The organism is Massilia niastensis DSM 21313 (assembly GCF_000382345.1).
Lineage (GTDB): Bacteria > Pseudomonadota > Gammaproteobacteria > Burkholderiales > Burkholderiaceae_D > Telluria > Telluria niastensis.
Genome location: NZ_KB908078.1, coordinates 150,129 through 175,117, shown reverse-complemented (window position 1 = coordinate 175,117; position 24,989 = coordinate 150,129). Strand labels below are relative to the sequence as shown.

20 protein-coding genes are annotated in these 24,989 nt (G+C 67.0%); 5 read left to right on the top strand and 15 right to left on the bottom strand.

The features are described 5' to 3' along the window. Nucleotides 1-5 precede the first annotated feature (5 nt). Nucleotides 6-950 (top strand): carbohydrate kinase family protein, encoded by a 945-nt coding sequence (locus tag H162_RS0103125; RefSeq protein WP_020651989.1) that lies wholly within the window; start codon nt 6-8, stop codon nt 948-950. A gap of 106 nt (nt 951-1,056) precedes the next feature. On the opposite strand, the gene H162_RS0103120 is transcribed toward H162_RS0103125, so the two are convergent. From H162_RS0103120 to H162_RS0103105, 3 genes are all read right to left on the bottom strand, one after another. Further along, nucleotides 1,057-1,584: a YggT family protein gene (locus H162_RS0103120; protein ID WP_026354163.1), complete on the bottom strand. Its 528-nt coding sequence runs from the start codon at nt 1,582-1,584 to the stop codon at nt 1,057-1,059. 113 nt (nt 1,585-1,697) lie between these two features. Continuing rightward, nucleotides 1,698-3,041, bottom strand: coding sequence for a transcriptional regulator (locus tag H162_RS35620; RefSeq protein ID WP_307188060.1), 1,344 nt, complete (start codon nt 3,039-3,041; stop codon nt 1,698-1,700). A gap of 489 nt (nt 3,042-3,530) precedes the next feature. Next, the gene (locus tag H162_RS0103105; protein WP_020651984.1) at nt 3,531-4,427 is read right to left on the bottom strand and encodes a LysR family transcriptional regulator; all 897 of its coding nucleotides are present in this window, start codon (nt 4,425-4,427) and stop codon (nt 3,531-3,533) included. Nucleotides 4,428-4,545: 118 nt separating this feature from the next. Between H162_RS0103105 and H162_RS0103100 the strand changes: the two genes are divergently transcribed. Together H162_RS0103100 and H162_RS0103095 are read left to right on the top strand one after the other, a co-directional pair. Continuing rightward, nucleotides 4,546-5,412: a pirin family protein gene (locus H162_RS0103100; protein ID WP_020651983.1), complete on the top strand. Its 867-nt coding sequence runs from the start codon at nt 4,546-4,548 to the stop codon at nt 5,410-5,412. Nucleotides 5,413-5,468: 56 nt separating this feature from the next. After that, on the top strand, nt 5,469-5,888 hold the full coding sequence (locus tag H162_RS0103095) for a DoxX family protein (RefSeq protein WP_084676920.1): 420 nt from the start codon (nt 5,469-5,471) through the stop codon (nt 5,886-5,888). Between the two features lie 20 nt (nt 5,889-5,908). Here H162_RS0103095 and H162_RS29985 read toward each other — a convergent pair whose 3' ends face one another. From H162_RS29985 to H162_RS0103040, 11 genes are all read right to left on the bottom strand, one after another. Then, complete coding sequence (locus H162_RS29985) at nt 5,909-7,564, bottom strand: glycosyltransferase family 4 protein (RefSeq protein ID WP_020651981.1); 1,656 nt, start codon at nt 7,562-7,564, stop codon at nt 5,909-5,911. A 93-nt stretch (nt 7,565-7,657) separates the two neighbouring features. Then, nucleotides 7,658-9,352, bottom strand: a complete 1,695-nt coding sequence (locus H162_RS29980) for a PQQ-dependent sugar dehydrogenase (protein WP_020651980.1) — start codon at nt 9,350-9,352, stop codon at nt 7,658-7,660. 178 nt (nt 9,353-9,530) lie between these two features. Next, nucleotides 9,531-10,643, bottom strand: a complete 1,113-nt coding sequence (locus H162_RS0103080; protein WP_020651979.1) for a ribonucleotide-diphosphate reductase subunit beta — start codon at nt 10,641-10,643, stop codon at nt 9,531-9,533. 164 nt (nt 10,644-10,807) lie between these two features. Then, nucleotides 10,808-13,735, bottom strand: coding sequence for a ribonucleoside-diphosphate reductase subunit alpha (locus H162_RS0103075; RefSeq protein ID WP_026354160.1), 2,928 nt, complete (start codon nt 13,733-13,735; stop codon nt 10,808-10,810). Between the two features lie 515 nt (nt 13,736-14,250). Further along, on the bottom strand, nt 14,251-15,714 hold the full coding sequence (locus H162_RS0103070; RefSeq protein WP_020651977.1) for a sigma-54-dependent transcriptional regulator: 1,464 nt from the start codon (nt 15,712-15,714) through the stop codon (nt 14,251-14,253). Between the two features lie 36 nt (nt 15,715-15,750). After that, a complete protein-coding gene (locus H162_RS0103065; protein WP_020651976.1) occupies nt 15,751-17,418 on the bottom strand; it encodes a two-component system sensor histidine kinase NtrB in 1,668 nt (555 codons plus the stop codon). 4 nt (nt 17,419-17,422) lie between these two features. Next, nucleotides 17,423-17,671, bottom strand: a complete 249-nt coding sequence (locus H162_RS0103060; RefSeq protein ID WP_020651975.1) for a PP0621 family protein — start codon at nt 17,669-17,671, stop codon at nt 17,423-17,425. Next, nucleotides 17,668-18,471 (bottom strand): cytochrome C assembly family protein, encoded by an 804-nt coding sequence (locus H162_RS0103055; protein WP_020651974.1) that lies wholly within the window; start codon nt 18,469-18,471, stop codon nt 17,668-17,670. Before H162_RS0103055 ends, H162_RS0103060 begins: the two co-directional genes overlap by 4 nt. 59 nt (nt 18,472-18,530) lie before the next feature. Then, nucleotides 18,531-19,328: an ABC transporter ATP-binding protein gene (locus H162_RS0103050; RefSeq protein WP_020651973.1), complete on the bottom strand. Its 798-nt coding sequence runs from the start codon at nt 19,326-19,328 to the stop codon at nt 18,531-18,533. Between the two features lie 2 nt (nt 19,329-19,330). Beyond that, entirely contained in the window at nt 19,331-20,185 is an 855-nt protein-coding gene (locus H162_RS0103045; RefSeq protein ID WP_020651972.1) for an ABC transporter permease, read from the bottom strand. Then, nucleotides 20,175-21,146 carry an ABC transporter substrate-binding protein gene (locus H162_RS0103040; RefSeq protein WP_020651971.1) on the bottom strand — a complete coding sequence of 324 codons (972 nt, stop codon included), beginning with the start codon at nt 21,144-21,146 and terminating at the stop codon, nt 20,175-20,177. Before H162_RS0103040 ends, H162_RS0103045 begins: the two co-directional genes overlap by 11 nt. A gap of 276 nt (nt 21,147-21,422) precedes the next feature. Here H162_RS0103040 and ffh point away from each other — a divergent pair, with 276 nt between their 5' ends. Then, nucleotides 21,423-22,790, top strand: a complete 1,368-nt coding sequence (gene ffh, locus H162_RS0103035) for a signal recognition particle protein (RefSeq protein WP_026354158.1) — start codon at nt 21,423-21,425, stop codon at nt 22,788-22,790. 245 nt (nt 22,791-23,035) lie between these two features. Next, nucleotides 23,036-23,428, top strand: a complete 393-nt coding sequence (locus tag H162_RS33040) for an SWIB/MDM2 domain-containing protein (protein WP_026354157.1) — start codon at nt 23,036-23,038, stop codon at nt 23,426-23,428. 183 nt (nt 23,429-23,611) lie between these two features. Here the strand turns inward: H162_RS33040 and H162_RS0103025 are convergent, their stop codons facing one another. After that, a complete protein-coding gene (locus H162_RS0103025; RefSeq protein WP_020651968.1) occupies nt 23,612-24,976 on the bottom strand; it encodes an alkaline phosphatase in 1,365 nt (454 codons plus the stop codon). Nucleotides 24,977-24,989: the final 13 nt, after the last annotated feature.

The following is a 24,989-nucleotide window of genomic DNA, read 5'->3' as shown; positions in this document are numbered from 1 at the left end:
CGCCCATGACCAACAAAACCGCCCTGATCTGCGGATCGCTTGCGTTCGACAAGATCATGCAGTACCACGGCCGCTTCGCCGAGACGCTGCTGGCCGACCAGCTGCACCGCGTGAACGTTTCCTTCCTCGTCCCGACCCTGCGCACCGAATACGGCGGCTGCTCGGCCAACATCGCCTACAACCTCAAGCTGCTGGGCGGCGATCCGCTCATCATGGCCACCATCGGCCAGGACGGCGGCGAGTACCTGGAGCGCTTCGGCAAGCTGGGCCTCGACACGCGCGGCATCCGTACCATCGGCGACGCCTACACGGCGCAGTGCTTCGTCACCGCCGACCAGGACAACAACCAGATCAACGCCTTCCACCCGGGCGCGATGCAGTACTCGCACGAGAACAACGTGGCCGACCAGGGCACACTGCGCGTGGCGATCATCTCGCCGGACGGCCGCGACGGCATGATCAAGCATGCGCGCGACTGCGCCGACCTGAAGCTGCCGTTCATGTTCGACCCGGGCCAGCAGCTGCCGATGTTCTCGGGCGAAGAGCTGATCCGCTTCATCGACCAGGCCAGCTACCTGGCGGCGAACGACTACGAATTCGAGATGGTGATGGACCGCACCGGCCTGTCGCAGGCCGATATCGCGGCGCGCCTGGACGCGCTGGTCATCACGCGCGGCGCGGAAGGTTCGGACATCTACGCGGGCGGCGAGCACCACCGCATCCCGGCGGTGCCGGCATCGAGCGTGGTCGACCCGACCGGCTGTGGCGACGCCTACCGCGCCGGCCTGCTGTACGGGATCACCAACGGCTTCGACTGGCCGACCAGCGGCCGCATCGCCAGCCTGCTGGGCTCGATCAAGATCGCGAGCCAGGGCGGGCAGAACCATGCGTTCACGCCGGACGAGTTCGACCAGCAGTTCGAGGCGGCGTTCGGGTTCCGGTTTCGCTGACATGCCAGCGTTCGTGGGGACGGCTTGATCCTCCACGACGCCTGGCAACTTGGGTTCCCCGCCTGCGCGGGACCCAGGTTTGCCTGCACACCCGTACCGCCCGGACTCACATGAAGAAGACCTGGCGCAGGATGAACTGGATAATCTGGATCAGCACCAGCGCCACCAGCACCGACAGGTCGATGCCGCCGATCGGCGGCACCACGCGGCGGATCGGCCGCAGGATGGGGGTATTCAATGCGTGGACGAAGGGCGCCAGCGGCGCATGCGGGTTCACCCAGCTGAAGATCGCGTCGATGATCAGGAGCGCCATGAAACCGTACAGTATCCAGTTCAGGAAGCGATACAGCGCGCCAAGCAGCACCATCTCGCCGGACGCCCCGCCCAGCAGCAGCACCGCGCTCGCGGCCAGCACCACCAGGAAAGCCCCGATCAGGCTGGCCCAGTCATAGCCGCCCATTCCCGGTACCAGGCGCCGCAGCGGCAGCACCAGCCAGTCGGTCAGCGTGAAGGTGAACTGACCGATCTGTACTGGAGGACGCACGCGAATCGCCTGCATCCAGAAGCGCAACAGCAGCAATCCGCCCAATAGTGCGGCGGCGGTATCGACGAGAAACTGAAGAATAGACAGCACAAACGCTCCTCAAAAAAAAACCGCTGTGCGAACCGATCACACAGCGGTATTTTGCCTTATCCAGGCATTACTGGCTATGACGCGCGGAAAGTGCGCGTCTTGCCGGGCAAGCCTTACGGACGGCTGCTGGTCGGGAACGGCCAGGCGGCCGGGGCCAGCACGGTCTTCGCGGACGAAGCAGGAGTCGCAGCAGGAGTAGCTGGTTGCGCCTTGGTGTCGGCCTTCGCTTCCGGCTTGGCTTCGGCTTTCCTGGCTTCGGCCTTCTTCGCAGCCGGCTTCTTCGCAGCAGGCTTCTTCGCTTCCGGCTTGGCTTCGGCCTTGGCTTCCGGCTTGGCTTCGGCCTTGGTCTCGACCTTCACTTCCGGCTTGGCTTCGGCCTTGGTCTCGGCCTTCACTTCCGGCTTGGCAGCGGCCTTGGTTGCGGCGGTCTTGGTCGCAGCAGGCTTGGCGGCGGTCTTGGTCGCAGCGGTCTTGGTCGCGGCAGGCTTGGCAGCGGCCTTGGTCGCAGCGGTCTTGGTTGCAGTCGCCTTCTTGGCAGCCGGTGCAGCGGCTTTCTTGGCGGCCGGTTTGGCGGCGGCCTTGGTGGCGGTCGCCTTTTTAGCTGCCGGTTTGGCGGCGGCCTTGGTGGCGGTCGCCTTTTTAGCTGCCGGTTTGGCGGCGGCCTTGGTAGCGGTCGCTTTTTTGGCTGCTGGCTTGGCGGCGGCTTTGGTGGCAGTCGCCTTTTTAGCTGCTGGCTTGGCGGCGGCCTTGGTGGCGCTCGCCTTTTTGGCTGCCGGCTTGGCGGCGGCTTTGGTAGCGGTCGCCTTTTTAGCTGCCGGCTTGGCAGCGGCTTTGGTGGCGCTCGCCTTTTTGGCTGCTGGCTTGGCGGCGGCTTTGGTGGCGCTCGCCTTTTTGGCTGCTGGCTTGGCGGCGGCTTTGGTGGCGCTCGCCTTTTTCGCTGCCGGTTTGGCGGCGGCTTTGGTGGCGGTCGCCTTTTTGGCTGCCGGTTTGGCGGCGGCTTTGGTGGCGGTCGCTTTCTTGGCTGCCGGTTTTGCTGCTGCCTTGGTGGCGGCCGCTTTCTTCGCTACCGGTTTTGCAGCTGCCTTGGTGGCGGTTTTCTTTGCTGCAGGTTTTGCTGCTGCCTTGGTGGCGGCCGCTTTCTTCGCTACCGGTTTTGCAGCTGCCTTGGTTGCAGTTTTCTTTGCTGCAGGTTTTGCTGCTGCCTTGGTGGCGGTGGTTTTGGTTGCAGCGGTTTTGCTTGCTGCGGCTTTTTTAGCGACCGGCTTGGCTGCCGCCTTGGTGGCGGTGGCCTTGGTGGCGGTGGCCTTGGTGGCGGTCGTCTTGGTGGCGGTCGCCTTGGTGGCGGCTGCCTTCTTTGCTACTGGTTTCTCGGCGGCGGTTTTAGCGCTGGCCTTCGTCGAGGACGAAGGCGCGCTCTTTGCTGCTGCCTTTGCTGCTGGTTTCTTAGCGGTTGCCATTTTTTTTCTCCTTCATCTGCGATGAGTTATACGCTCAAGGTTGAAATCCGCCCGGCCATTTTCATGTCCCGGCGAATTATTCATCGGCCCAAACCGAAGATCGATTTACGCCAATGAATCCGGCACCGGCTGAACTGCTGCAACTCCTCACAATTGCAGCGCTTCAGCCAACGTCGACAGGCCACCGAACCCAATGCGTTCACACCGCTACCCTTGCGGGCGCGAAAAGAAAAAGCCGCCTTGCCTGAAGATCGGGTCAGGCAGTGCGGCTTGTTCTTTTCGCTTCGCTTACGTGCATACTGAGTGGTTCAGCGTCCTATTATTCGATCGATTGTTTGCCCGATTGCCGCGACAATATCACATGTTCACGTTTTGACAAATTCAATCACGTAAAGTACACGAAAACTTTGTGGGTGCGCAACCGGAAGAACCTAAAAACACCACCTGCTTCCATCCTCGGTAAGACCACATCGCGCCGATAAAAGTCCATCACACCGAATCGCATTTCAACTGATTGACGAACCAGCGTCCCGCGGGACCTGGCGGCTGGTCTTTCAGGAAGATCGCGTGCATCGAGAACGCCGCGCCCTGCATCGGATAGCGCTCATGCCGAAGGCGCACCAGCGCGCCGCTCGCGAGGTCGTGCTCGACCATGTGCAGCGGCATGTGCCCCCACCCGAGTCCCGCGCGCAGGAATGCGTGCTTGGCGCCGAGATCGGCGAGCCGCCACACGTGCGGCGACAGCACGCCGAAGTCGTGTCCGCTGGTCAGGCTCGAGCGGTCGGTCAGCACCAGCTGCACATGCTTCGCCGCTTCGTCGCGCATGATGTCGCCCTCGATGCGCGCGAGCGGATGACCGGGCGCGGCGACCGACACCGCGGGCACGCCGACCAGGTATTCGGATGCGCACGCGGCCGGCACATCGGGCAGCGAGCCGATCACCGCGATGCGGCAGCGGCCGTCGAGCAGCGGCTGCACCACGGCGCCGAGCGCCTCGACATACAGGCGCAGCGGCGTGGAGGGGAAAGTGTGGTGGAAGGCCTGCACCGCGGCGGTGAGGGTCGCGATCGGGAACATCACGTCGACCGCCACCGCGAGCTCGGGTTCGAGTCCTTCCGCGAGCGTGCGCGCCTTGGCCTTGAACGCATCCATGCTGCCGGCGGCCTGGCGCGCATCCTCGAGCAGCGCGCGGCCGGCGTCGGTCAGCTGCGGATAGCGGCCCGACCGGTCGAACAGCGCGAACCCGACCTGCAGTTCGAGATTGGCCAGCGTGTGGCTGACCACCGATTGCGCGCGCCGCAGCTTGCGGCCGGCGGCGGAAAAGCTGCCCTCGTCGGCCGCCGCGATAAAGGTGCGCAGCTGGTCCATGGACATCCCGTCGAGCATCTATCGCCTCCATCGATACGAGTCATCGAATTATATAGGCTTCCACGATCATTCCAGCCTGCCTAAGATGCCCTCCCACAACCACGACAACGGGCGCCGCCCACGCAAGGAGAACAACATGGACATGGCCACCACCACCCACGCCGGCATCGGCGCGAGCACGCCAGCGAGTCGCGTCGCGCGCAGGATCATCTACCGCACGGCGGGCGGCACGCGCGGCGGCATCACGCGCCTCGCCAGCCCCGGCGACCTCGGCCAGCTGATCAAGCCCTTCGTCTTCCTCGACCGCTTCGCGTTCAGCGGCCACGGCGGCGACATGGGCATGCATCCGCACTCCGGCATCGCCACCGTCACCGTCGTCATGGAAGGCGCCGTCAGCTACCGCGAAACGACCGGCAATGCCGGCGTGCTGCCGGCCGGCGGCGTCGAATGGATGAACGCCGGCGGCGGCGTGTGGCACGGCGGCGGCATCGCCGGCGATGCGCCGGTGCGCGGCTTCCAGCTCTGGCTGGCGCTGCCGCCGGAGGACGAGAACGGCCCGGCGCACAGCCGCTACCTGGCCCCGCACGAGGCGCCGCGCAGCGGTCCCGCACGCGTGGTGATCGGCGCATACGGCGGCGTGCGCAGCCCGATCGCGACCCGCGCGCCGATCAACTACCTCCACGTGCAGCTCGAGGATGGCGAGCGCTGGACCTACACGCCGCCGCCGGGCCACGACCTGGCCTGGGTGGCGCCGGTCCGCGGCGTGCTGCTGGCCGGAGCGGAAGCCATCGGCCCCGAGATCGCCGTGTTTGAAGAGGGCGACGGCGCCCTGGCGTTCATGGCGCGCGGCGTTACCGAATTCGTGCTCGGCTCGGCGGCCAGGCATCCGCATGAGCTCGTCACCGGCACCTACTCGGTGCACACCAGCCAGGCCGCCCTCGACCGCGGCGAGCGCGAGATCGCACGCATCGGCGCCCATCTGCGCGCTATCGGACAGATTTAAGCATGCGCGGCGCCGTTGCAAGCGCCGCCATCACCTACGACATGAAAGGAAGGACCATGAACTCCACCACCAGGCAATCCATCATTTCCGCTATCGGGCGCATCCTGATGGCCACCATCTTCGTGTTCAGCGGCATCGGCAAAGCCCTCGCACCGGCCGCCACGATGGGCTATATCCAGTCAGCCGGCCTGCCGTTCGCGTCGCTGGCCCTGGCCGGCGCCATCGCGGTCGAGGCGGGCGGCGGCCTGCTGCTGGTCCTGGGCATCAGGACGCGCCTGGTGGCGGCGCTGCTGGCCGCGTTCTCCCTGGTCACCGCATTCGCCTTCCACAGCGCGATCGGCGACCAGAACCAGCTGATCCACCTGTTGAAGAACATCGCGCTGACCGGCGGCCTGCTGCAGGTGGTGGCGTTCGGGGCCGGCGCCTGCAGCGTGGATGCCGCGCGCGGACGCACGGCGGCGCCGCATGCGGCCTGAGACGCGGATGCCCGTGCAGGTCAGCGTCCCCCGTCCGTAATCCTCAGCATGTCCATCTTGCACAGCCAGGTCAGCCCGCGCAGCAGGGTGGCGCGGTCCCACGGGCCGAGCGTATCGATCAGCTCGTCGACCTGCATCGGGCGCGGCCCGATGGCGCCGAAGATCACGCCGAACTCTTCCAGGGTGGGCAGCGAGGAGGCGGCAAAACGGTTGATGCCCAGCTCGCGGTACTGGCGCACCAGCGCCAGCGAGGCGTCCGCCTTCAGCTCGACCAGCGAGGTCGGGTTCAGGGCGCGCGTCGCGTGGGTCGCGAACAGCCGGAACGGGTCGGGCCGGTCCGGGGCCTGCCGCGGCAGCGGCGGCGCCAGCACCGGGTCGGCGCGGCGGCGCTCGCCCAGCTCGGCGAACAGTTCGCGGTAGCGCACGAACACCGCGCTCCAGTCGAATTCGCGCTCGGCCCTGGCGCGCGCGCTGGCGCCCATCCGGCGGCGCAGCTCGGCGTCGCGGATCAGGCGCCCATAGGCCTGGGCCAGGCCGGCGCCGTCGACCGCCACCGCCTGGCTGGCGTGGCCGCAGTACATGTCGAAGCTGTCGACGCCGTCGTCGTAGCGCAGCGCCAGGTCGAGCCCGGCCCCTGGCGGCGGCATCACGGTGGCGATGCGGTAGCCGTCGACGCCGTCGCGCACCGTGTCGCGGTAGCCGTTCCAGTCCGAGACCACGCACGGCAGCCCGGCCGCCATGGCCTCGGCCGGGGTCAGGCCGAAGGTTTCCTGCACGTTGTCGGAGAGCGAGGTGAAGATGTCGGCGGCGGCCCAGGCGTCGTGCTTGTGTCCGGGCACGCGTCCATCCAGCTCGACCAGCCGCACCGAGGGGCAGAGCAGCGCCGCCGCCTCGCGGAAGGCCGACTCCATCGCCTCGCTGGCGAACCAGCCGCACTGCACCAGGTGGACGCGGCGTCCGTCCTTGTCGGCGCGTTCGAGCGCCGTGAACATCTGCTGCGGATGGGCCTTGGCGTGCACCGACAGGCGGCCGAGGAACAGCACGGCGACATCCTCGCCGCCGATGCCCAGCCGTTCGCGGGCCTGCGCCCGGCTCGCCTCGTCGATGCGCAGCCCGGCGCAATGCACGCCGAGCGGTATCAGGGGCAGCTGCGGCAGCTCGAAGCGGCAGGCGCCGAGGCGGGCGCGCAGGTACTCGGCCTGCTCCTCGAGCAGCACCCGCACGCTGTCGCGCACCACGCGCGAGGTGCACACCACCGCATCCCAGCCGCGCACCGGCGCGACCAGCAGGTCCGCGACCATGCTCATCATCTCGTGGTTGGCGGTGGTGTGGGCGATGCCGCACAGGCTGTAGAGCCCCTCGCCCGCCTGCAGCCGGCGCCAGGCCAGGCGCTCGATGCCCGGCCCCGGATGGTAGAGGCAGCCGTAATAGGCCAGCTCCTGCGGCGCGGAGGGTGGTACCCAGGTGCTCCGTCCCGCGTAGCCGTCGGCGCGCAGCAGCGCCTCGAACGCGTCCGCGTGGCTGCGGTCGGCGGCGACGCAGCCGATGTCGGCCAGGCCATCGGCCTGCGCGATGGCGCGCAGCAGCCCGACGCCGGCGGACTGGCGGCCCATCAGCTTCTGCCCGGCGACGGAAAACGCCTCGGGAACGTAATGCAGCGCAAAGCGGTCGGTCATGCATGCTCCTGTCCACCGGATGGATGATGCAAATCATATCGCCGCTTCCGGCGCGATGGCGCGAGCGTGGCGCCGGCGCCCCGCCGCGCCCCGTCAGCGCCGAGGCGCGACGCGCCAGACCACGCCGCCGGCGTCGTCCACCACCAGCAGCGCGCCGTCGGCGGCGACCGCCACGCCGGCCGGACGGCCCCAGACCTCACGGTCGCTCAGCACCATGCCGGTCATGAAGTCCTGGTAGCGCCCGGTCGGCGCGCCATCCTTCATGAAGACGCGCACCACCTTGTAGCCGGTGCGCACCCCGCGGTTCCAGGAACCGTGCAGGGCCACGAAGACGTCGCCCTCGTACTCCTGCGGGAAGGCGTTCGCTGCGCCCTTCGGCGCGTGGTAGACCGCCATGCCGAGCGGCGCCGAGTGGGCCTGCAGCAGCACGTCCGGGACGATGGCCTTGCCCTTCAGGTCGGGGCGCTGGCCCTGCAGGCGCGGATCCTCGTGGTCGCCGATGTAGTACCACGGCCAGCCGTAGAAGCCGCCCTGCTTCACGCGGGTCAGGTAGTCGGGCGGCAGGTTGTCGCCCAGCGCGTCGCGCTCGTTGACGGTGCACATCACGTCGCCGGTGCCGGGGTAGACCAGCAGGCCGACGCAGTTGCGCAGGCCGGTGGCCCAGGTGCGGCGGTTGCGCCCGTCCGGATCGAAGGCCATGACGGTGGCGCGGTCGGTTTCCACGCCCCAGCTCGCGCCCAGGCCGTGGCGCGCTTCCCATTGCGCCAGCGGCTCGGGCGGCTTGGGGCCGATCTCGGTGGCGACGTTGGTGGCCGAGCCGATCGACAGCAGCATCGCCTTGTCGTCCTGCGAGAAGACCAGGGTGCGGGTGGTGTGGCCGCCGCTGGTGTCGGACAGGTGCGGCACCACGACCTCGGGTGCGGCGCGCGCCTTCAGGTCGCCGTTGCGGTAGGGGATGCGCACGATCGTGTTGATGTTGGCGACGTACAGGTATTGCGGATCGGCGCCGGAGGGCCAGAACGCCATGCCGTAGGGACGGGCCAGGCCGCTGGCGAACACCTCGGCCGTCTCGGCTGCCTGGCCGTTCTTCGAACGCAGCACCTTGATCTCGCCCTTGCTCGTGGCGGCCAGGAAGAGGTCGCCGTTCGGCGCGCGCAGCGGCAGGCGCGGCTTGTCGGCGTCATGCGCGAACACGCCGACTGTGAAGCCGCCCGGGACCACCGGCAGGCTGCCGTTCGGGCGCGCCTCGACGCGCGGGCCGTTGCCGGCGCTGGCGGTCGCGAACGGCGCCGCCATGTCGCTCGCCTTGATGTGGTGGATCCTGCCGGGCTGGCTCTCGTCCCAGGCGCCGCCGCGCTCGAGCGGCGCCGCGCCGGCCGCCTGCGCCGGCGCGGCGGCGAGCGGCCCTTGCAGGCTAGCGAGGTAGTCGATCAGCGCCGCCCGCGTCTTCTTGTCCGGCACGCCGACCGGCATCGTGGTGCCGGGCACCGCCCTGGCCGGATTGGCCAGGAAGGCATCCAGCTCGGCGCGGGTCCAGGCCTTGCCGGCGGCGCTGGCCTGGGTCAGCGCCGCCGAATAATTGAAGCCGGGGCTTGATGCCGCCTTGCGGCCGAGGACGCGGAACAGGCCCGGACCGGCCAGCGGAGAGAGGGTCGGATCGACGCTGTGGCAGCTGGCGCAGTTGTTCTGGAAGGTGGTGCGGCCGGTGACGGGCGCGGCGTGGGCAGCGGATAGCGCTGCCAGGCTGGCGAGCATGAGGGCATGCAGCGACAGGGTCTTGGCGTGCAAGGGGTTCTCCTGATGGGCTTGATAAGCCGTCATCATAGGACAACTCGTCGGTGCGCACCGGTGGACGTGGTGACAGGAAACAAAAAGGGCCGCAAGCCGGACCAGGGATGGCGTCCGGTGTGCGGCCCCGATGGCCGGCGTCCCCTGGTGCGGGGTGGCGCCGGCGCCGATGGCGGACTTAGTCCCAGCTCAGCGTACCGCCGGTCTGGTACTCGGTCACGCGGGTCTCGAAGAAGTTGCGCTCTTTCTTCAGGTCGATCATCTCGCTCATCCACGGGAACGGGTTTTCCTCGTTCGGGAACAGCGGATCGAGGCCGATCTGCACGGCGCGGCGGTTGGCGATGAAGCGCAGGTAGCCCTTGAACATCGGGGCGTTCAGGCCCAGCACGCCGCGCGGCATGGTGTCTTCGGCGTAGCGGTATTCCAGTTCGACGGCTTTCAGGAACAGCTGCTTGATCTCGTCGCGGAATTCCGGCGTCCACAGCATCGGGTTTTCCATCTTGATCGTGTTGATCAGGTCGATGCCGAAGTTCACGTGCATCGACTCGTCGCGCAGGATGTACTGGTACTGCTCGGCGGCGCCGGTCATTTTATTTTGGCGGCCGAGCGCCAGGATCTGGGTGAAGCCGACGTAGAAGAACAGGCCTTCCATCAGGCAGGCGAAGACGATGATCGACTTCAGCAGCTTCTGGTCGTTTTCGGTCGTACCAGTCTTGAAATCGGGGTCGGTCAGGACGTCGATGAACGGGATCAGGAACTGGTCCTTGTCGTGGATCGATTCGATCTCGTTGTAGGCGTTGAAGATCTCGCGCTCGTCCAGGCCCAGCGATTCGACGATGTACTGGTAGGCGTGGGTGTGGATCGCTTCCTCGAAGGCCTGGCGCAGCAGGTACTGGCGGCATTCAGGGGCGGTGATGTGGCGGTAGGTGCCCAGCACGATGTTGTTCGCGGCCAGCGAGTCGGCGGTCACGAAGAAGCCCAGGTTGCGCTTGACCAGGCGGCGCTCGTCCTCGGTCAGGCCGTTCGGGTTCTTCCACAGCTCGATGTCGCGCTGCATGTTCACTTCCTGCGGCATCCAGTGGTTGGCGCAGCCGGCCAGGTATTTGTCCCAGGCCCACTTGTACTTGAACGGCACCAGCTGGTTGACGTCGGTCTGGCCGTTGATGATGCGCTTGTCGTCGGCGTTGACGCGCTTGGCCACCTCGGCGGCGGGAGCGCCTTCCGGGTTGGCATGCGGTTGCGGTGCGGGCGCGGCGGGCGCGCTGGTGGGTTCGTCGTCCCAGGAGAGCATGGTGTATTCCTTCTTTCGTGGCCTCCTTCGTTGGATGGGGCCGTAAGTATTCATTGGCAATCGTCGGTTCCGGTGGGAACGCAAGCGCCAGCGGTTGGCTGGCGAACGACGGTCTTGCAGTTGACGGTGCAAGCGGGCGTGTCAGCCAGCTTGCACCTTATTTATTACTGGCAGGCTTCGCACTCGTCGAAGCCGGCGTCGCCCGGACGCAGGTAGCAGGCGGCGCCGTCCACCACTTCCGGCGCGGCTGCCGGAGCGGCTGCCACCGGGGCGTTCGCTGCCGGCGCGGCATGGCCGGCCTGCAGGCCGCCCGAGACCGGCACCGCGTTCAGCGCGCCGGTGCGGGTGGTCGACTTCTCCATGTGGGTCGCCGCGATGGTGCGCAGGTAGTAGGTGGTCTTCAGGCCGCGCAGCCATGCCAGCTTGTAGGTCTCGTCCAGCTTCTTGCCCGAGGCGCCGGCCATGTAGATGTTCAGCGACTGGGCCTGGTCGATCCACTTCTGGCGGCGCGAGGCGGCTTCCACCAGCCACTTCGGCTCGACTTCGAACGCGGTGGCGTAGATGTCGCGCAGGTCCTGCGGCACACGGTCGATCTTCGAGAGCGAGCCGTCGAAGTACTTCAGGTCGGCGATCATCACTTCGTCCCACAGGTCGCGCGCCTTCAGGTCGCGCACCAGGTAGGAGTTGATCTCGGTGAATTCGCCCGACAGGTTCGACTTCACGTACAGGTTCTGGAAGGTCGGCTCGATGCAGGCCGACACGCCGATGATGTTCGAGATCGTCGCGGTCGGGGCGATCGCCACGCAGTTCGAGTTACGCATGCCGAACTGCTTGATGCGCTCGCGCACCAGGCTCCAGTCCATGTTCTCGGACAGGTCCTGCTCCAGGTAGCCGCCGCGCTCTTCCGCCAGCAGCTTGATCGAGTCCTGCGGCAGGATGCCGCGGTCCCACAGCGAACCGGCGTAGGTGTCGTAGCGGCCGCGCTCTTCCGCCAGCTCGGTCGAGGCCAGGTAGGCGTAGTAGCAGACGGCTTCCATCGAACGGTCGGCGAATTCCACCGCCTTGTCCGAGGCGAACGGCACGCGCATCATGTGCAGGCAGTCCTGGTGACCCATGATGCCCATGCCCACCGGGCGGTGGCGCATGTTCGAGTTGCGCGCCTTTTCCACGGCGTAGTAGTTGATGTCGATGACGTTGTCGAGCATGCGCATCGCGGTGCGGATGGTCTTCTGCAGCTTGACGTGGTCCAGGCCATCGCCCTTCATGTGCTGCGGCAGGTTCACCGAGCCCAGGTTGCAGACGGCGATCTCGTCGGCGTTGGTGTTCAGCGTGATCTCGGTGCACAGGTTCGACGAGTGCACCACGCCCACGTGCTGCTGCGGCGAACGGATGTTGCACGGATCCTTGAAGGTGATCCATGGGTGGCCGGTCTCGAACAGCATCGACAGCATCTTGCGCCACAGGTCGAGCGCTTCGATCTTCTTGAACACGGTCATTTCGCCGCGCTCGGCCTTGGCTTCGTACGCCACGTAGGCCTGCTCGAAGGCCTTGCCGACCAGGTCGTGCAGGTCCGGGGTTTCCGACGGCGAGAACAGGGTCCAGCTGCCCTTTTCCATCACGCGCTTCATGAACAGGTCGGGAATCCAGTTCGCGGTGTTCATGTCGTGGGTGCGGCGGCGGTCGTCTCCGGTGTTCTTGCGCAGGTCGAGGAACTCCTCGATGTCCAGGTGCCAGGTTTCCAGGTAGGCGCAGACCGCGCCCTTGCGCTTGCCGCCCTGGTTGACCGCCACGGCGGTGTCGTTGACCACCTTCAGGAACGGCACCACGCCCTGCGAGCGGCCGTTGGTGCCCTTGATGCGCGAGCCGAGCGCGCGCACCGGGGTCCAGTCGTTGCCCAGGCCGCCGGCGAACTTCGACAGCAGCGCGTTTTCCTTGATTGCGTCGTAGATGCCTTCCAGGTCGTCGCCGACGGTGGTCAGGTAGCACGAGGACAGCTGCGAGCGGCGGGTGCCCGAGTTGAACAGGGTCGGGGTCGAGCTCATGAAGTCGAAGCTCGACAGCAGGTTGTAGAACTCGATGGCGCGCGCTTCGCGGTCCGCTTCGCGCAGGGCCAGGCCCATCGCGACGCGCATGTAGAAGGCCTGCGGCATCTCGATGCGCACGTCGCGCACGTGCAGGAAGTAGCGGTCGTACAGGGTCTGCAGCCCGATGTAGCCGAACTGCAGGTCACGGTCGGCGACGATGGCCTTGGCCAGGCGCTCGAGGTCGTACTTGCCCAGTTCCTCGTCCAGCAGCTCGGCCTGGATGCCCTTGGCGATGTATTGCGGGAAGTAGGTGATGTACTCGGCGGCGGCGCCGGCTTGCGGCACTTCGCGGCCGAAGACTTCCTTGCGGATGGTGTGCAGCAGGATGCGTGCGGTCACCTGGCTGTAGGCCGGGTCCTTCTCCATCAGCGCGCGGGCAGCCAGGATGGCGGACTTGTGCAGCTCTTCGACCGGCACGCCGTCGTACAGGTTCTTCATGGTCTCGGCGGCGATCGCGTCGGCGTCGACATGCTTTTCCAGGCCGGTGCAGGCGGCGTTGATCAGGCTCGACACGGCGTTCAGGTCCAGCGGGCGGCGTTCGCCGCCGTCGACCACGTGGATCTGCGGTGCGACGATTGGGGCGCCGCCGGCGGCTTCCTTGGCCGCGCGGCGCTCTTCCATGCGCTTGGCGCGGTACAGCACGTATTCGCGCGCGACATCGTGTTCGCCCGAACGCATCAGCGACAGCTCGACCTGGTCCTGCACGTCTTCGATGTGGAAGGTGCCGCCATTCGGCTGGCGGCGCACCAGCGCGGCCACGACGTTGTTGGTCAGCTGTTCCACCAGCTCGCGGATGCGGGCCGAGACGGCGCCCTGCCCGCCGGCGACGGCGAGGAAGGCCTTGGTCATCGCGACCGAGATCTTGTTCGGTTCGAACGCGACCACGGCGCCGTTACGGCGGATGACACGGTAGTCACCGCGCGCGACGATGTCGGCAGGCGTCTGCCCACCAACCGCCGCTCCTGGGGTGACGTGCGGATTGATCGAGATGTCTTGTGCTGTTTGCATTGAGCCTCCAGGATGGGCGGTCGCGCCGCCGCTTTATGTTCACCAGGACCGTTGTGCGGTCCGTTAACAAATTAAAAAGCAAAACGATACCCTGCCAGCCGGTGACCAAAGCTGGCAAACCAGATATGCAGGGTAAGGATACGTCCATGTTCACGTCGGAAGCTTGTGCTGCCGACAACCGGGAGACCTAGTTGCCTTTAGTCTACTACCACTATATCTAGTGTCCGGTCTTGAGATGAGACTAATTGTAGTACCTGCTTTGCGCTCGGGGCAAGTGAATAAATTTCCATTTTTTGATGAATTTCAATGCGTGCAGTCTTGACTTTTCAGCGTTCTCCAAATGATGGGGAGTGCACGGTGAGCAAGCACTAACATCGGAAAAATCCTCTGCCTAACGGGTAATCACCTGAGTGCATGGTTGCACTACGGAAGTGCATTTTGCACTATATAAATTACCTCAAGATAACAATATCCGTACGGCAACCGGAGCGGCGAGCAGCAGGGCTGGCGGCGCCTCAATCGTCCGGCGCGCTGATCTCGAGTTTCTGCATCTGGTAGCGCAGCTGGCGCACGCTGATCCCGAGCAGGCTGGCGGCCTGGGTCCGGTTGAACTGGGTCTGCTGCAGCGCGCGCTGGATGATGTCGCGCTCGACCTGGGCCAGGTATTCGGGCAGGTTGCCCGGCAGTTCGGCGGGGCCCAGCCCCGCCTGCCCCGACTGCAGCGGCGCGCTCGCCGGAGCCGCGGCCGGCAGCGGCGGCGGCGCTTCGGGCGCGGGCGGCAGCGCGGGCGCCGCCGGCGGCGCGACCGGTTCGCGCACGCCCGCTTCCTGCGGCCGCGCGGCCTTCAGCGACAGGTCGCCCACTTCGATCACGCCATCGTTGGCGAAGGCCAGCGCGCGCTCCAGCACGTTTTCCAGCTCGCGCACGTTGCCGGGGAAGGAATAGGCGCGCAGCGCCGCCAGGACCCCGGGGCCGAGCGAGGCCTTGCCCGGGCCGGCCAGGCGCGCCAGGATCCCGTCGGCCAGCATCTGCACATCGTCCAGCCGCTCGCGCAGCGGCGGCAGCGCCAGCTCGATCACGTTCAGGCGGTAGAACAGGTCTTGCCGGAACTTGCCGGTCTCGACGCAGCGCGCCAGGTCCTGGTGGGTCGCGCTGATGATGCGCACGTCGACCGGCTCCTCGACGGTGGCGCCGATCTTGCGCACCCGCCGTTCCTGGATCGCGCGCAGCAGCTTGACCTGCATCGCCAGCGGCAGGTCGGCCACTTCGTCGAGCATCAGGGTGCCGCCGTCGGCCGCCTGGAAGAAGCCGTCGCGCTCGTCGGCGGCGCCGGTGAAGGCGCCCTTGCGGTAGCCGAAGAACTCGGCCTCCATCAGGGTTTCCGGAATCGCGCCGCAGTTCACCGCCACGAAGGGCCTGGCGGCGCGCGAACTCTGGGCGTGGATCTCGCGCGCGGCCAGTTCCTTGCCGCTGCCGGATTCGCCGGTGATCGAGATCGGCGCCATCGAGCGCGCCAGGCGCGCGATCTGGGCGCGCAGCGCCTGCATCGCCGGCGAGCTGCCGATCAGGCGCGAGGCGGTCCCCGGCCCGTCGGACCGGGCGGCGCCGGCTTCGGACAGTTTCAGCGCCGAGCGCACCATCAGCCGCAGCGCATCGAGCGCCACCGGCTTGGCGATGTAGTCGAAGGCGCCGGCCTTCAGCGCCACCACGGCGTTCTCGGCGCTGCCGAAGGCGGTGATGACGGCCACCGGCGTGCCCTTGCCGGAGGCGCCGATCTCGCGCACCAGTTCCAGCCCGAGTCCGTCGGGCAGGCGCATGTCGGTCAGGACCAGGGCGTAGTCGCGCTCCGCGAACAGGGCGCGTGCCTCGCGCAGGGTGGCGGCGCTGTCGACGTCCAGGCCCATCTTGAGCAGCGTGATCTCGAGCAGTTCGCGCAGGTCGGCTTCGTCGTCGAGCACCAGGATGCGGGGTGAGGTCATGATGTTCTCTTGTTCTCGCTGTGGTTTCCGCTCGACTCAGGCCGGCTGGGAAGGCTGGGCGAGCGCGATCACGAAGCGGCCGCTGGCCTTGCGCGGTCCCATCGCGGCCGGGTCGAACCGGTATTCATAATCGAGTTTCGCATCGTTGTTCAGGCACAGCTCGCGCGCCAGGTACAGGCCCAGGCCGGTCCCCTTGCTCGAGGTCGTGTAGAACGGCTCGAACAGGTGGGCGCGCACTTCGGGCGTGATGCCGGGACCGTCGTCCTGCACGTGCAGCTCGATGCGCCCGGCGGCGTCGCTGGCCGGGAAGATCCGGATGCTGGCCGGCTTGCGGCTGGCGTAGCGCACCGCGTTGTTGAGCAGGTTGAGCAGCACTTCGTGCAGGTGCAGCGGGTCGAACCGCACCGAGGCCTGGCCCGCATCGCCCAGCCAGACTATATCACCGGCCAGGCCGTGGATCTCGCAGAATTCGGCCTTCAGCTCGGCCAGGAAGGCGCCCAGGGGCACCGGCTTGCCGTTCGGCTGGGCCTTGCGCGACAGCTGCAGGATGTCTTCCACCATGCGGTTCACGCGCGTCACGTTGTCGCCCACGATCTTCAACAGGCGCACTTCGGCCGGGCCGTGCAGGTCCTCGGCCAGCAGGGCGGTCGCATGGCCGATCGCCGACAGCGGGTTGCGCACCTCGTGCGCGATGCTGGCGGTCAGGCGCCCCATCGACGCCAGTTTCAGCTGCTGGGCCTGGTTCTCGATCGCGCTCACGTCCTGCATGAACGCCACGCTGCGTCCTTTCGAGCCGTTCGGGGTGTCGACCCGCGCGAAGCGCAGCTTCAGGTGCACCGGCTGGTCGCGCCGTCCGCGCACGGTGCCGGCGCCGTCCCCTTCGCGGTAGGGCTTGACGGTGACGAAGGCCGCCCCCTGCCCCGGCGCGTCCAGCCAGGCGGCGAAGGCCTGGGCCACCGGCTCGAAGGCCGGCGCGTCGCCCAGGCGGAAGTCCGCGGCCTCGCATTCCAGCCCGAGCATGCGGCGCGCCGCCGGGTTGCCGGTGAAGACCCGCCCCTCGTCGTCGACCACCAGGATGCCGTCGCCGACGTCCGCGATCACGATCTGGTTGATGGTCTGCTGGATGCGCAGGTCGGTGCCGCGCTGCGCCGCCAGTTCCTCCTGGCCGAGCAGGCGCGCGGCCAGCCGGTTCACCATCAGCACCGCGGCGAAGAAGGCGGCGCCGTACATCCCGGCCTGCATCAGCAGCGGGTCGCGCTGCTGGAACAGCATCTGCCAGACGCTCTGGCCGAGCAGGAACAGGGTCGCGATCGAGGCCGAGAACAGCGCCAGCAGCAGCGGCGCGAGGATCGCCGCGCCGGCCAGCGGGAACAGGTACAGGATGCCCAGGCCGCTGCGCATGCCGCCCGCGGCCAGGTACAGCAGCGAGATGGCGGCCAGGTCGGCGGCGATCTGCGCGCCCAGCTGCACCAGGAAGCGGCGCCGCCAGCGCGCCGCGACGACCGCGAACAGCAGCGCCAGCACGGCATACGCGAAGCAGGTCTCGGCATTCACGGGATCGGCCCTGATGCGGCCGCTCTCGATATCGACGCCGAGATACAGCAGCAGCACCAGCGCGATGACGATGCGGGTGATGGTGAACGTCTGCAGCGAACGCCAGAGCGTGTCGCGCGCCCCGGCCGACAGCGCCTTCCAGGCCGCCATCGGCTTACTGTGGCGGCAGGCGCACGTGGCCTGGCGAACAGTAGTCGAGGCCGTCGGCGCGCACCGCCTCCGAGGCGGGGAAATACATGCCGCAATGGGCGCATTGGGTCATGGCCTCGATCTCGCCGGCGGGCGCCGAAGGCTGTTGCGGCGGCGGCGCCATCTGGCTGCGCCGGGCGGCGGCCTTCAGCTTGCTGCGCACGGCCATCACGACCAGCACGATCAGGGCGATCCAGAACAGGATACGGGTCATGCCACCCCCCGGTGCAGGACGACTTCCATCACGAAGCGGCTGCCGACGTAGGCCAGCGCCAGGGTGGCGAATCCCGCCAGCGTGAAGCGCAGCGCGGTCTTGCCGCGCCAGCCCTGCCATTTGCGCCCGGCCAGCAGCGCCGCGAACAGCGCCCAGGAGAGCAGCGCGAACACGCTCTTGTGGTCCAGCAGCAGCGGACGGTCGAACACCTGTTCGGAGAACACGATCCCCGACAGCACGGTGAGGCTGAGCAGCACGAAGCCGATCCAGATCACGCGGAACAGCAGCTTTTCCATGGTCAGCAGGGCCGGCAGCTGGTCCAGCGCCGAGCCGAACCAGCCGCGCGAGGCGGTGCGGGTATGCAGCCGCGCTTCCTGCAGCGCCATCAGGACGGCGTGGAAGGCGGCGATCGTCAGGGTGCTGTAGGCCAGCACCGCGACCGCGATGTGCCAGGCGAAGGCGGGCGACTTGCCGGCCAGCGGCATCAGGCTGCCCGGGAACAGCATCGGCAGCAGCGCGGCGCCGAAGGCGAACGGCATCACCAGGCGGCGCAGGCCGTCCAGCGCGAAATTGCGGTTCTCGATCCAGTAGGCGGCCACCGAGACCCACAGCGCGGACGATAGCATGATGGCAAAACCGACACGCAGCCGGCCCGGCATGACCACGTCCAGGCCGAGCGCGGCCCCGTGCGTCACCCAGGCCACGGCGGTGACGGCGGAAATGACAGCGCCCCGGCGCGATGGCAGCAGGGCGCAGACCGCGTAAAGGAGAGCCGCGGCGACAAAAAGGGTGTTCTGCATAATGGAAGTCTACACCATCGGGAGAGGCCGGGGGCAAGGCCCCCGCCCTTTCCCGGCGTTCAGTCGAGCGCCGCCATGCGCAACTCGTCGTTGTGATGGCGCTGCTGCTCTTCCATCACCAGCATGCCCAGTTCGCGCTTGAGCGCATTGAATGCCGGCGCCGCCGGATCGCGCATGCGCGGGATCTCGACCAGCAGGTCGCGCTTGATGGTGCCCGGCCGGTAGGTCATCACGACGATGCGGTCGGCCAGGTAGATCGCTTCCTCGATGCTGTGGGTGACGAACAGGATGGTCTTCTCCAGCCCGGCCCAGATGCGCAGCAGTTCGTCCTGCAGGTTGCGCCGGGTGAGCGCGTCGAGCGCGCCGAATGGCTCGTCCATCAGCATGATCGGCGAATCCAGCGCCAGCACGCGCGCGATCGCGACCCGCTGGCGCATCCCGCCCGACAGGTCCTTCGGATAGCGCTGGCGGAAGTCGCCCAGGGAAAGCATCTTCAGCAGCCGGTCGACGGTGGCGCCGACCTGCGCCGCCGGCAGGCCCTTGATCTCGAGGCCGAAGGCGACGTTCTTCTCGACCGTCATCCAGGGGAACAGCGCATATTCCTGGAACACCATGCCGCGCTCGGGACCGGGGGCCGCCACCGGCCGGCCATCCACCATGATCGCGCCGCTGCTGGGCGGCGCGAAGCCGGCCACCGCATTGAGCAGGGTCGACTTGCCGCAGCCGGACGGCCCGAGCAGGCAGGTGAACTGGCCGTGCGGGATGTCCAGGCTGATGTCCTGCAGCGCCGCCACCGTGCGGCAATCGCTCTCGAATACCTTGTTCACGCGCTCGATGGAGATATGCGGTGCTTGCATGCTCAGTGCTCCAGGCCGCGGTGCCAGCGCAGCAGATGGTTGTTCAGGCGGTTCATGCCGATGTCGATCGCCAGGCCGAGCAGGCCGATGCTGGCCATGCCGGCGATGATCTTGTCGGACCAGAAGTACTCGCGCGCTTCCAGGATGCGGTAGCCCAGGCCGTTGTTCACCGCGATCATCTCGGACACGATCACGACGATGAAGGCGGTGCCGATGCCGATCCGCGCGCCCGACAGGATGGAGGGCACGGCGGCCGGCAGGATCACGCGCAGGAACAGGGTCGCGCCGCCGGCGCCGAGGTTGCGCGCGGCGCGCAGGTAGATGCCGTCGACCTGGCGCACCCCGGCGATGGTGTTCATCAGGACCGGGAAGAAGGCGCCGAGCGCGATCAGGAACACGGCCGGCGGATTGCCCAGGCCGAACCACAGGATCGCCAGCGGGATGTAGGCGATCGGCGGGATCGGCCGCAGGACCTGGACCAGCGGGTTGACCCAGGCATGCACGGCGGGGCTGGCGCCCATCGCCAGTCCGAGCGGCAGCGCCAGGCCGGCGCCGATCCCGAAGCCCAGCGCCACCCGGTACAGGCTGGCGATGGTATCGACCGGCAGCTCGCCCGACAGCGCCCACGACAGCCAGCCGCCTTCGGCATGGCTCTCGTAGGGCGCCAGGGGCAGCAGGTAGGCGACCCATTTGCGCCACACGTCGAGCGGCGCCGGCAGCACCTGCGGATTGACCCAGCCCATCGCCGCCACCCACTGCCAGAGCGCGATGGCCAGCACCGGCGCCACCAGGCCGACCGCGGCCCGGCCCCGGAAGCGCCGCCGTCCGCGGCGCCCCACGCGGCGTTCACTGGACATGCAGGCTCCTCTTGGCCGCGTCCAGCAGGTCGAGCCGGACCCAGTCCTTCGCCAGCGGCGGCCTGGCCATGCGCCCGACGCCGGTCCTGACCATGATGTCGGTCGTGACCTGGATGTGCTCGGGCGTGATGTCGTAGGAATAGGGCGAATTGCCGATCGCGTCGCGGAAGTCCTGGCCCGAGATCTGGTTCTTGAACAGATTCTCGCGCACGTACTTCTCGGCCTGCGCGGGATTCTCGATGAAGCTCCTGGTCGCCTGCACGAAGCAGCGCATGAACTTGTCGGCGGCCGGACGCCGCTTGCCGTAGAAGGCCTCCGTCATCACCATCGTGCGCACCGGCGCGCCGATCGGCGTGCCGTAGGGCTTCATGATCTCGCGTCCGAAGCCCTTGTTGATCGCCTGCGAGGACTGCGGCTCGGACTGCATCATGGCGTCGATCTCCTTGCCGAGCAGCGCCCCGTTCAGGTCCGGATAGGAAAGGAAGAGCAGGCGCACGTCCTTGCCCGGGTACTCGGAGGCCGTGAGCCCCGCCCGCTGCAGCTCCGCCTGCAGCAGCACTTCCTGGATCGCGCCGCGCGTGACGCCCACGCGCCGCCCTTTCAGGTCGGCCACCGACTTCAAGGGCAGGTCCGGACGGCCGACCAGGCGCGCCCCGCCCTTTGCGAATCCGGCCACGATGTAGATCGGCGCGCCGCCGGCACGGCCGGAGATGGCCGCCTCGGACGCGGTGGCGCCGACATCCAGCTCGCCCGCGATGATGGCCTGCATCACGTCGAGCCCCTTGGCGAACACCCGTTCCTCGACCCTGATGCCGCAGCCCGGGGCGATCTCCTTGATATACGACACCGCGCCGAAGTGCGCGAGCTTGAGGTTCCCGAGCCGCACCACTTCCTGGGCCCGGACGCCCGCCGCGGCCAGCAGGAATAGTGCGACGAGGGTCTTGCCGAATGCCTTGGTCATCTCGATCTCCATGATGCGGGGTGAACCGGAGCTGCCGCCGGGCCCGGTGCGCGCATGCGAAAAATGCTATGGAGAAAAGGCTATACTGCAACACAAGATTGCAAGGCGAGCTGTGTCAAACACGACCATCACAGCTTCTGATTGAAAACAAAACAACTGCTCAAAAAAAACGCTAACGCTGCCTGCGGCACGAACGGCGAGCCCTTGCACAAGGTAAAATGGCGGTTTGATCGAATCCCGCCGTATAGCCTTATATATTAGGTAGATAGGTAGAACATGCTAGATAACCTGACCCAACGCCTTGCCAAAGTCGTCAAGACGATGCGCGGCGAGGCTCGCCTGACCGAGTCCAACACCGCCGAGATGCTGCGCGAAGTGCGCATGGCCCTGCTCGAGGCGGACGTGGCGCTGCCGGCAGTGCGCGAATTCATCGCCAAAGTGAAGGAAAAAGCGCTGGGCGAAGAAGTCATCGGCTCGCTCAGCCCCGGCCAGGCCCTGGTCGGCGTGGTCCAGCGCGAGCTGGCCGCCCTGATGGGCGCCGACCTCGGTCCGGAAGCGTCCCAGCTCTCGTTCGCCCAGCAGCCGCCGGCGATCATCCTGATGGCCGGCCTGCAGGGCGTGGGTAAAACCACCACGGTCGGCAAGCTGGCCAAGTACCTCAAGGAACAGAAGAAGAAAAAAGTGCTGACCGTGTCGGCCGACGTCTACCGTCCGGCCGCGATCGCGCAGCTGGAATCGGTGACCAGGCAGGTCGGCGCCGACTTCTTCCCGACCACCTCCAGCGACAAGCCGGTCGACATCGCCCGCAACGCGCTGGACTGGGCCAAGAAGCACTACCATGACGTCCTGATCATCGACACCGCCGGCCGCCTGGGCATCGACGAGGCGATGATGCAGGAGATCGCCGCGGTGCACGGCGCCGTCAAGCCGGTCGAGACCCTGTTCGTGGTCGACGCCATGCTGGGCCAGGACGCGATCAACACCGCCAAGGCCTTCAACGACGCGCTGCCGCTGACCGGCATCGTGCTGACCAAGCTCGATGGCGACTCGCGCGGCGGCGCCGCGCTGTCGGTGCGCCACGTGACCGGAAAGCCGATCAAGTTCGCCGGCGTGTCCGAAAAACTGGACGGCCTGGAAGCCTTCGACCCGGCGCGCATGGCCAACCGCGTGCTGGGCATGGGCGACATCCTGGCCCTGGTCGAGGAAGCGCGCAAGGGCGTGGACGCCGAAGCGGCGGCCGAACTGGCCAACAAGATCAAGGTCGGCGGCCGTTTCGACATGAACGACTTCAAGTCGCAGCTGACCCAGATGAAGAAAATGGGCGGCATGGCCGGCCTGCTCGACAAGCTGCCGGCCCAGTTCCAGCAGGCCGCATCGGGCGCCAACATGGACCAGGCCGAGAAGCAGGTGCGGCGCATGGTCGGCATCATCGACTCGATGACGCCGGCCGAACGCGCCAAGCCCGAACTGATCAAGGCCAACCGCAAGCGCCGCATCGCGGCCGGCGCCGGCGTGCAGGTGCAGGAAGTGAACCGCATGCTGACGCAGTACGACCAGATGCAGACCATGATGAAGAAGCTCAAAGGCGGCGGACTGATGAAGATGATGCGCGGGATGAAGGGCATGATGCCAGGTATGCGTTAAGGTTCCCGTTAATCGATTCGCCTCCGGGCGCAGACCGCGTGAAGTCCTGCTTCACGCGGTTTTTTTTCGCCGTTTGTCGGCGTTTTCTCGCTCCGGCGCGTTGCTGGATGCGATAGGGCGCATTTTGGGGCTTATAAGAGTGAAAAAGTTTCGAAAAGGACTTGCACGAACAGTAAAACGCCACCAATATAAGCCGTGCGATAAATTGCGCAATTTTCCATGTGTTCGTTTTAGGAGGCTCGAAGATGGCAACAGCCAAAAAATCCCCTGCAGCGCCAGCCAAGAAAGCCGCTGCCAAGCCGGCTGCAGCGGCCAAGCCCGCAGCAAAGAAGGCAGCAGCTCCAGCAAAAGCAGCACCGAAGGCAGCCGCCAAGCCCGCCGCCGCTCGCAAGCCGAACGCCGCTTTCATGAAAGAAATGACCCCGTCCGCTACCCTGGCCGCAGTCGTTGGCGACAAGCCGCTGCCACGTACCGAAGTGACCAAGAAGGTCTGGGACTACATCAAGAAATCGAATCTGCAGGATGCAGAAAACCGCCGCATGATCAATGCCGACGACAAGCTGAAAGCTGTCTTTGGCGGCAAAGCGCAGGTATCGATGTTCGAAATGACCAAACTCATTTCGGATCACCTGAAATAAGCATTGGCCGGCTGTTAAAGCCCCGAGCTGGAAGGCCCCGGTTAATCCCGGGGCCTTTTGTTTTATGGGTTATCGATTATTAGTTACTAATAATGTCTGGCGTCCGGGTTTGCAGCGGATCGGCGAACCCGGGGGGAAACAATGCCGGCGGCATTCTTCCCGATCCCGATAACAGCGGCGGCATCAAAACCCGAACGCCGCCTTCATCAGGTGGAACACCTGCGTGTTCTCGATCGTCCCCTTGAACGGCGCCGATCCCGCCCCGATCGCGAACAGCTTCACATCCCCGCCCCCGTGCGATTCATACGGCGCGCGCACGCCGGCTTCCTGCCGGTAGTCGTCGCCCAGGGCGGTGGCGCTGTCCACGTCCGCCCTGACATCCGGCCGGTTGGCGCCGTTGCCGAAGACGAGGGTGGTGAAGGTCTTGCCGTCGGCGTCCTTCTTCGGCTGGCCGGTCGCATAGTCGCGCACCACGTCCAGCACCGGGCTGCCGCGCTTCGGATAGCCGTTCATGACCATGGTGTGGTCATGGTCCGCCGTCACCACGATCAGGGTGTTCTCCAGCCCCGGATCGATGGCGCGCATGCGTTCCACCGCGGTATGGATCGCCTCGTCGAAGGCCACCGTCTCGGCCAGCGCGTCCCTGGCCCTGGTGTCGTGCAGCGCGTGGTCGATCTTGCCGCCCTCGACCATCAGGAAGAAGCCGTCCGGATCCCTGGCCAGCAGCTCGATCGACTTGGCCGTCATTTCGGCCAGCGACGGCTGCTCGGGCCGGCGCGCGCGCGAATAATCGAGGTGACTGGTGGCGCTGTAGATGCCGACGAACTTGCGGCCGACCCGCGCCGACTGCATGTCCGCCCTGGTCGCGGCCACGAAGTAGCCCTGCGCCGCGAATTCCGCCATCAGGTCGCGCCCGTCGGGCCGGCCCTGCGGATTGCGGGTGGCGTCGCGCGGCGTGAAGTGATCGCGCCCTCCTCCCATCAGGACGTCGACGCCGTCGCCCAGCGCCGCGTTGTAGCCGGCGCCGCCCGGCACGATCTGCTGCGCGATCGTGTAGACCGCGTCGCGGTGGCACACGTGCGAGAAGGTCGATGCCGGCGTGGCGTGGGTCAGCTCGGTGGTAGTGACCGCGCCGACCGCCTTGCCGCGCGCCTTCGCCAGTTCCAGGATGGTGGGGCTGGCCGCGCCGTTGCCGCTGCCGCACAGGTCGATGCCCGCCTTGCCGGGTTCGAGGGCGCGCGCGTCCTTCATCGAGATCACGTCGTTGTTGATCTTGATGCCGGTCATGTAGGCACCCATCGACGGCGCGCTGTCGGTGGTCTGGAAATCGTTCGAATAGGTCTTGATGCGCGCGGTGCGCTCGAAGCGCTCGAAGTTGAGCAGGCCTTCCTCGCCTCCCTTGTAGATGCGCGCGGCGGTGATGGTGGTCGGGCCCATGCCGTCACCGAGGAAGAAAATGATGTTCTTCGCCTGCGGCGCGGCGCCGGCGTTGGCGCCGACTGCGCAGCAGGCGGCCAGCAGCAGCGGCGAGAGTCGTTTCATGGTCATGTTGGCTCCTGGT

Excerpts from the sequence above, each read along its gene's own strand:
- H162_RS0103125 (WP_020651989.1), top strand. The coding sequence starts at position 6 with ATGACCAACAAAACCGCCCTGATCTGCGGATCGCTTGCGTTCGACAAG.
- H162_RS35620 (WP_307188060.1), bottom strand. The coding sequence starts at position 3,041 with ATGGCAACCGCTAAGAAACCAGCAGCAAAGGCAGCAGCAAAGAGCGCG.
- H162_RS0103105 (WP_020651984.1), bottom strand. The coding sequence starts at position 4,427 with ATGCTCGACGGGATGTCCATGGACCAGCTGCGCACCTTTATCGCGGCG.
- H162_RS0103100 (WP_020651983.1), top strand. The coding sequence starts at position 4,546 with ATGGACATGGCCACCACCACCCACGCCGGCATCGGCGCGAGCACGCCA.
- H162_RS0103095 (WP_084676920.1), top strand. The coding sequence starts at position 5,469 with ATGAACTCCACCACCAGGCAATCCATCATTTCCGCTATCGGGCGCATC.
- H162_RS29985 (WP_020651981.1), bottom strand. The coding sequence starts at position 7,564 with ATGACCGACCGCTTTGCGCTGCATTACGTTCCCGAGGCGTTTTCCGTC.
- H162_RS0103080 (WP_020651979.1), bottom strand. The coding sequence starts at position 10,643 with ATGCTCTCCTGGGACGACGAACCCACCAGCGCGCCCGCCGCGCCCGCA.
- H162_RS0103075 (WP_026354160.1), bottom strand. The coding sequence starts at position 13,735 with ATGCAAACAGCACAAGACATCTCGATCAATCCGCACGTCACCCCAGGA.
- H162_RS0103070 (WP_020651977.1), bottom strand. The coding sequence starts at position 15,714 with ATGACCTCACCCCGCATCCTGGTGCTCGACGACGAAGCCGACCTGCGC.
- H162_RS0103065 (WP_020651976.1), bottom strand. The coding sequence starts at position 17,418 with ATGGCGGCCTGGAAGGCGCTGTCGGCCGGGGCGCGCGACACGCTCTGG.
- H162_RS0103060 (WP_020651975.1), bottom strand. The coding sequence starts at position 17,671 with ATGACCCGTATCCTGTTCTGGATCGCCCTGATCGTGCTGGTCGTGATG.
- H162_RS0103055 (WP_020651974.1), bottom strand. The coding sequence starts at position 18,471 with ATGCAGAACACCCTTTTTGTCGCCGCGGCTCTCCTTTACGCGGTCTGC.
- H162_RS0103050 (WP_020651973.1), bottom strand. The coding sequence starts at position 19,328 with ATGCAAGCACCGCATATCTCCATCGAGCGCGTGAACAAGGTATTCGAG.
- H162_RS0103045 (WP_020651972.1), bottom strand. The coding sequence starts at position 20,185 with ATGTCCAGTGAACGCCGCGTGGGGCGCCGCGGACGGCGGCGCTTCCGG.
- H162_RS0103040 (WP_020651971.1), bottom strand. The coding sequence starts at position 21,146 with ATGACCAAGGCATTCGGCAAGACCCTCGTCGCACTATTCCTGCTGGCC.
- ffh (WP_026354158.1), top strand. The coding sequence starts at position 21,423 with ATGCTAGATAACCTGACCCAACGCCTTGCCAAAGTCGTCAAGACGATG.
- H162_RS33040 (WP_026354157.1), top strand. The coding sequence starts at position 23,036 with ATGGCAACAGCCAAAAAATCCCCTGCAGCGCCAGCCAAGAAAGCCGCT.
- H162_RS0103025 (WP_020651968.1), bottom strand. The coding sequence starts at position 24,976 with ATGACCATGAAACGACTCTCGCCGCTGCTGCTGGCCGCCTGCTGCGCA.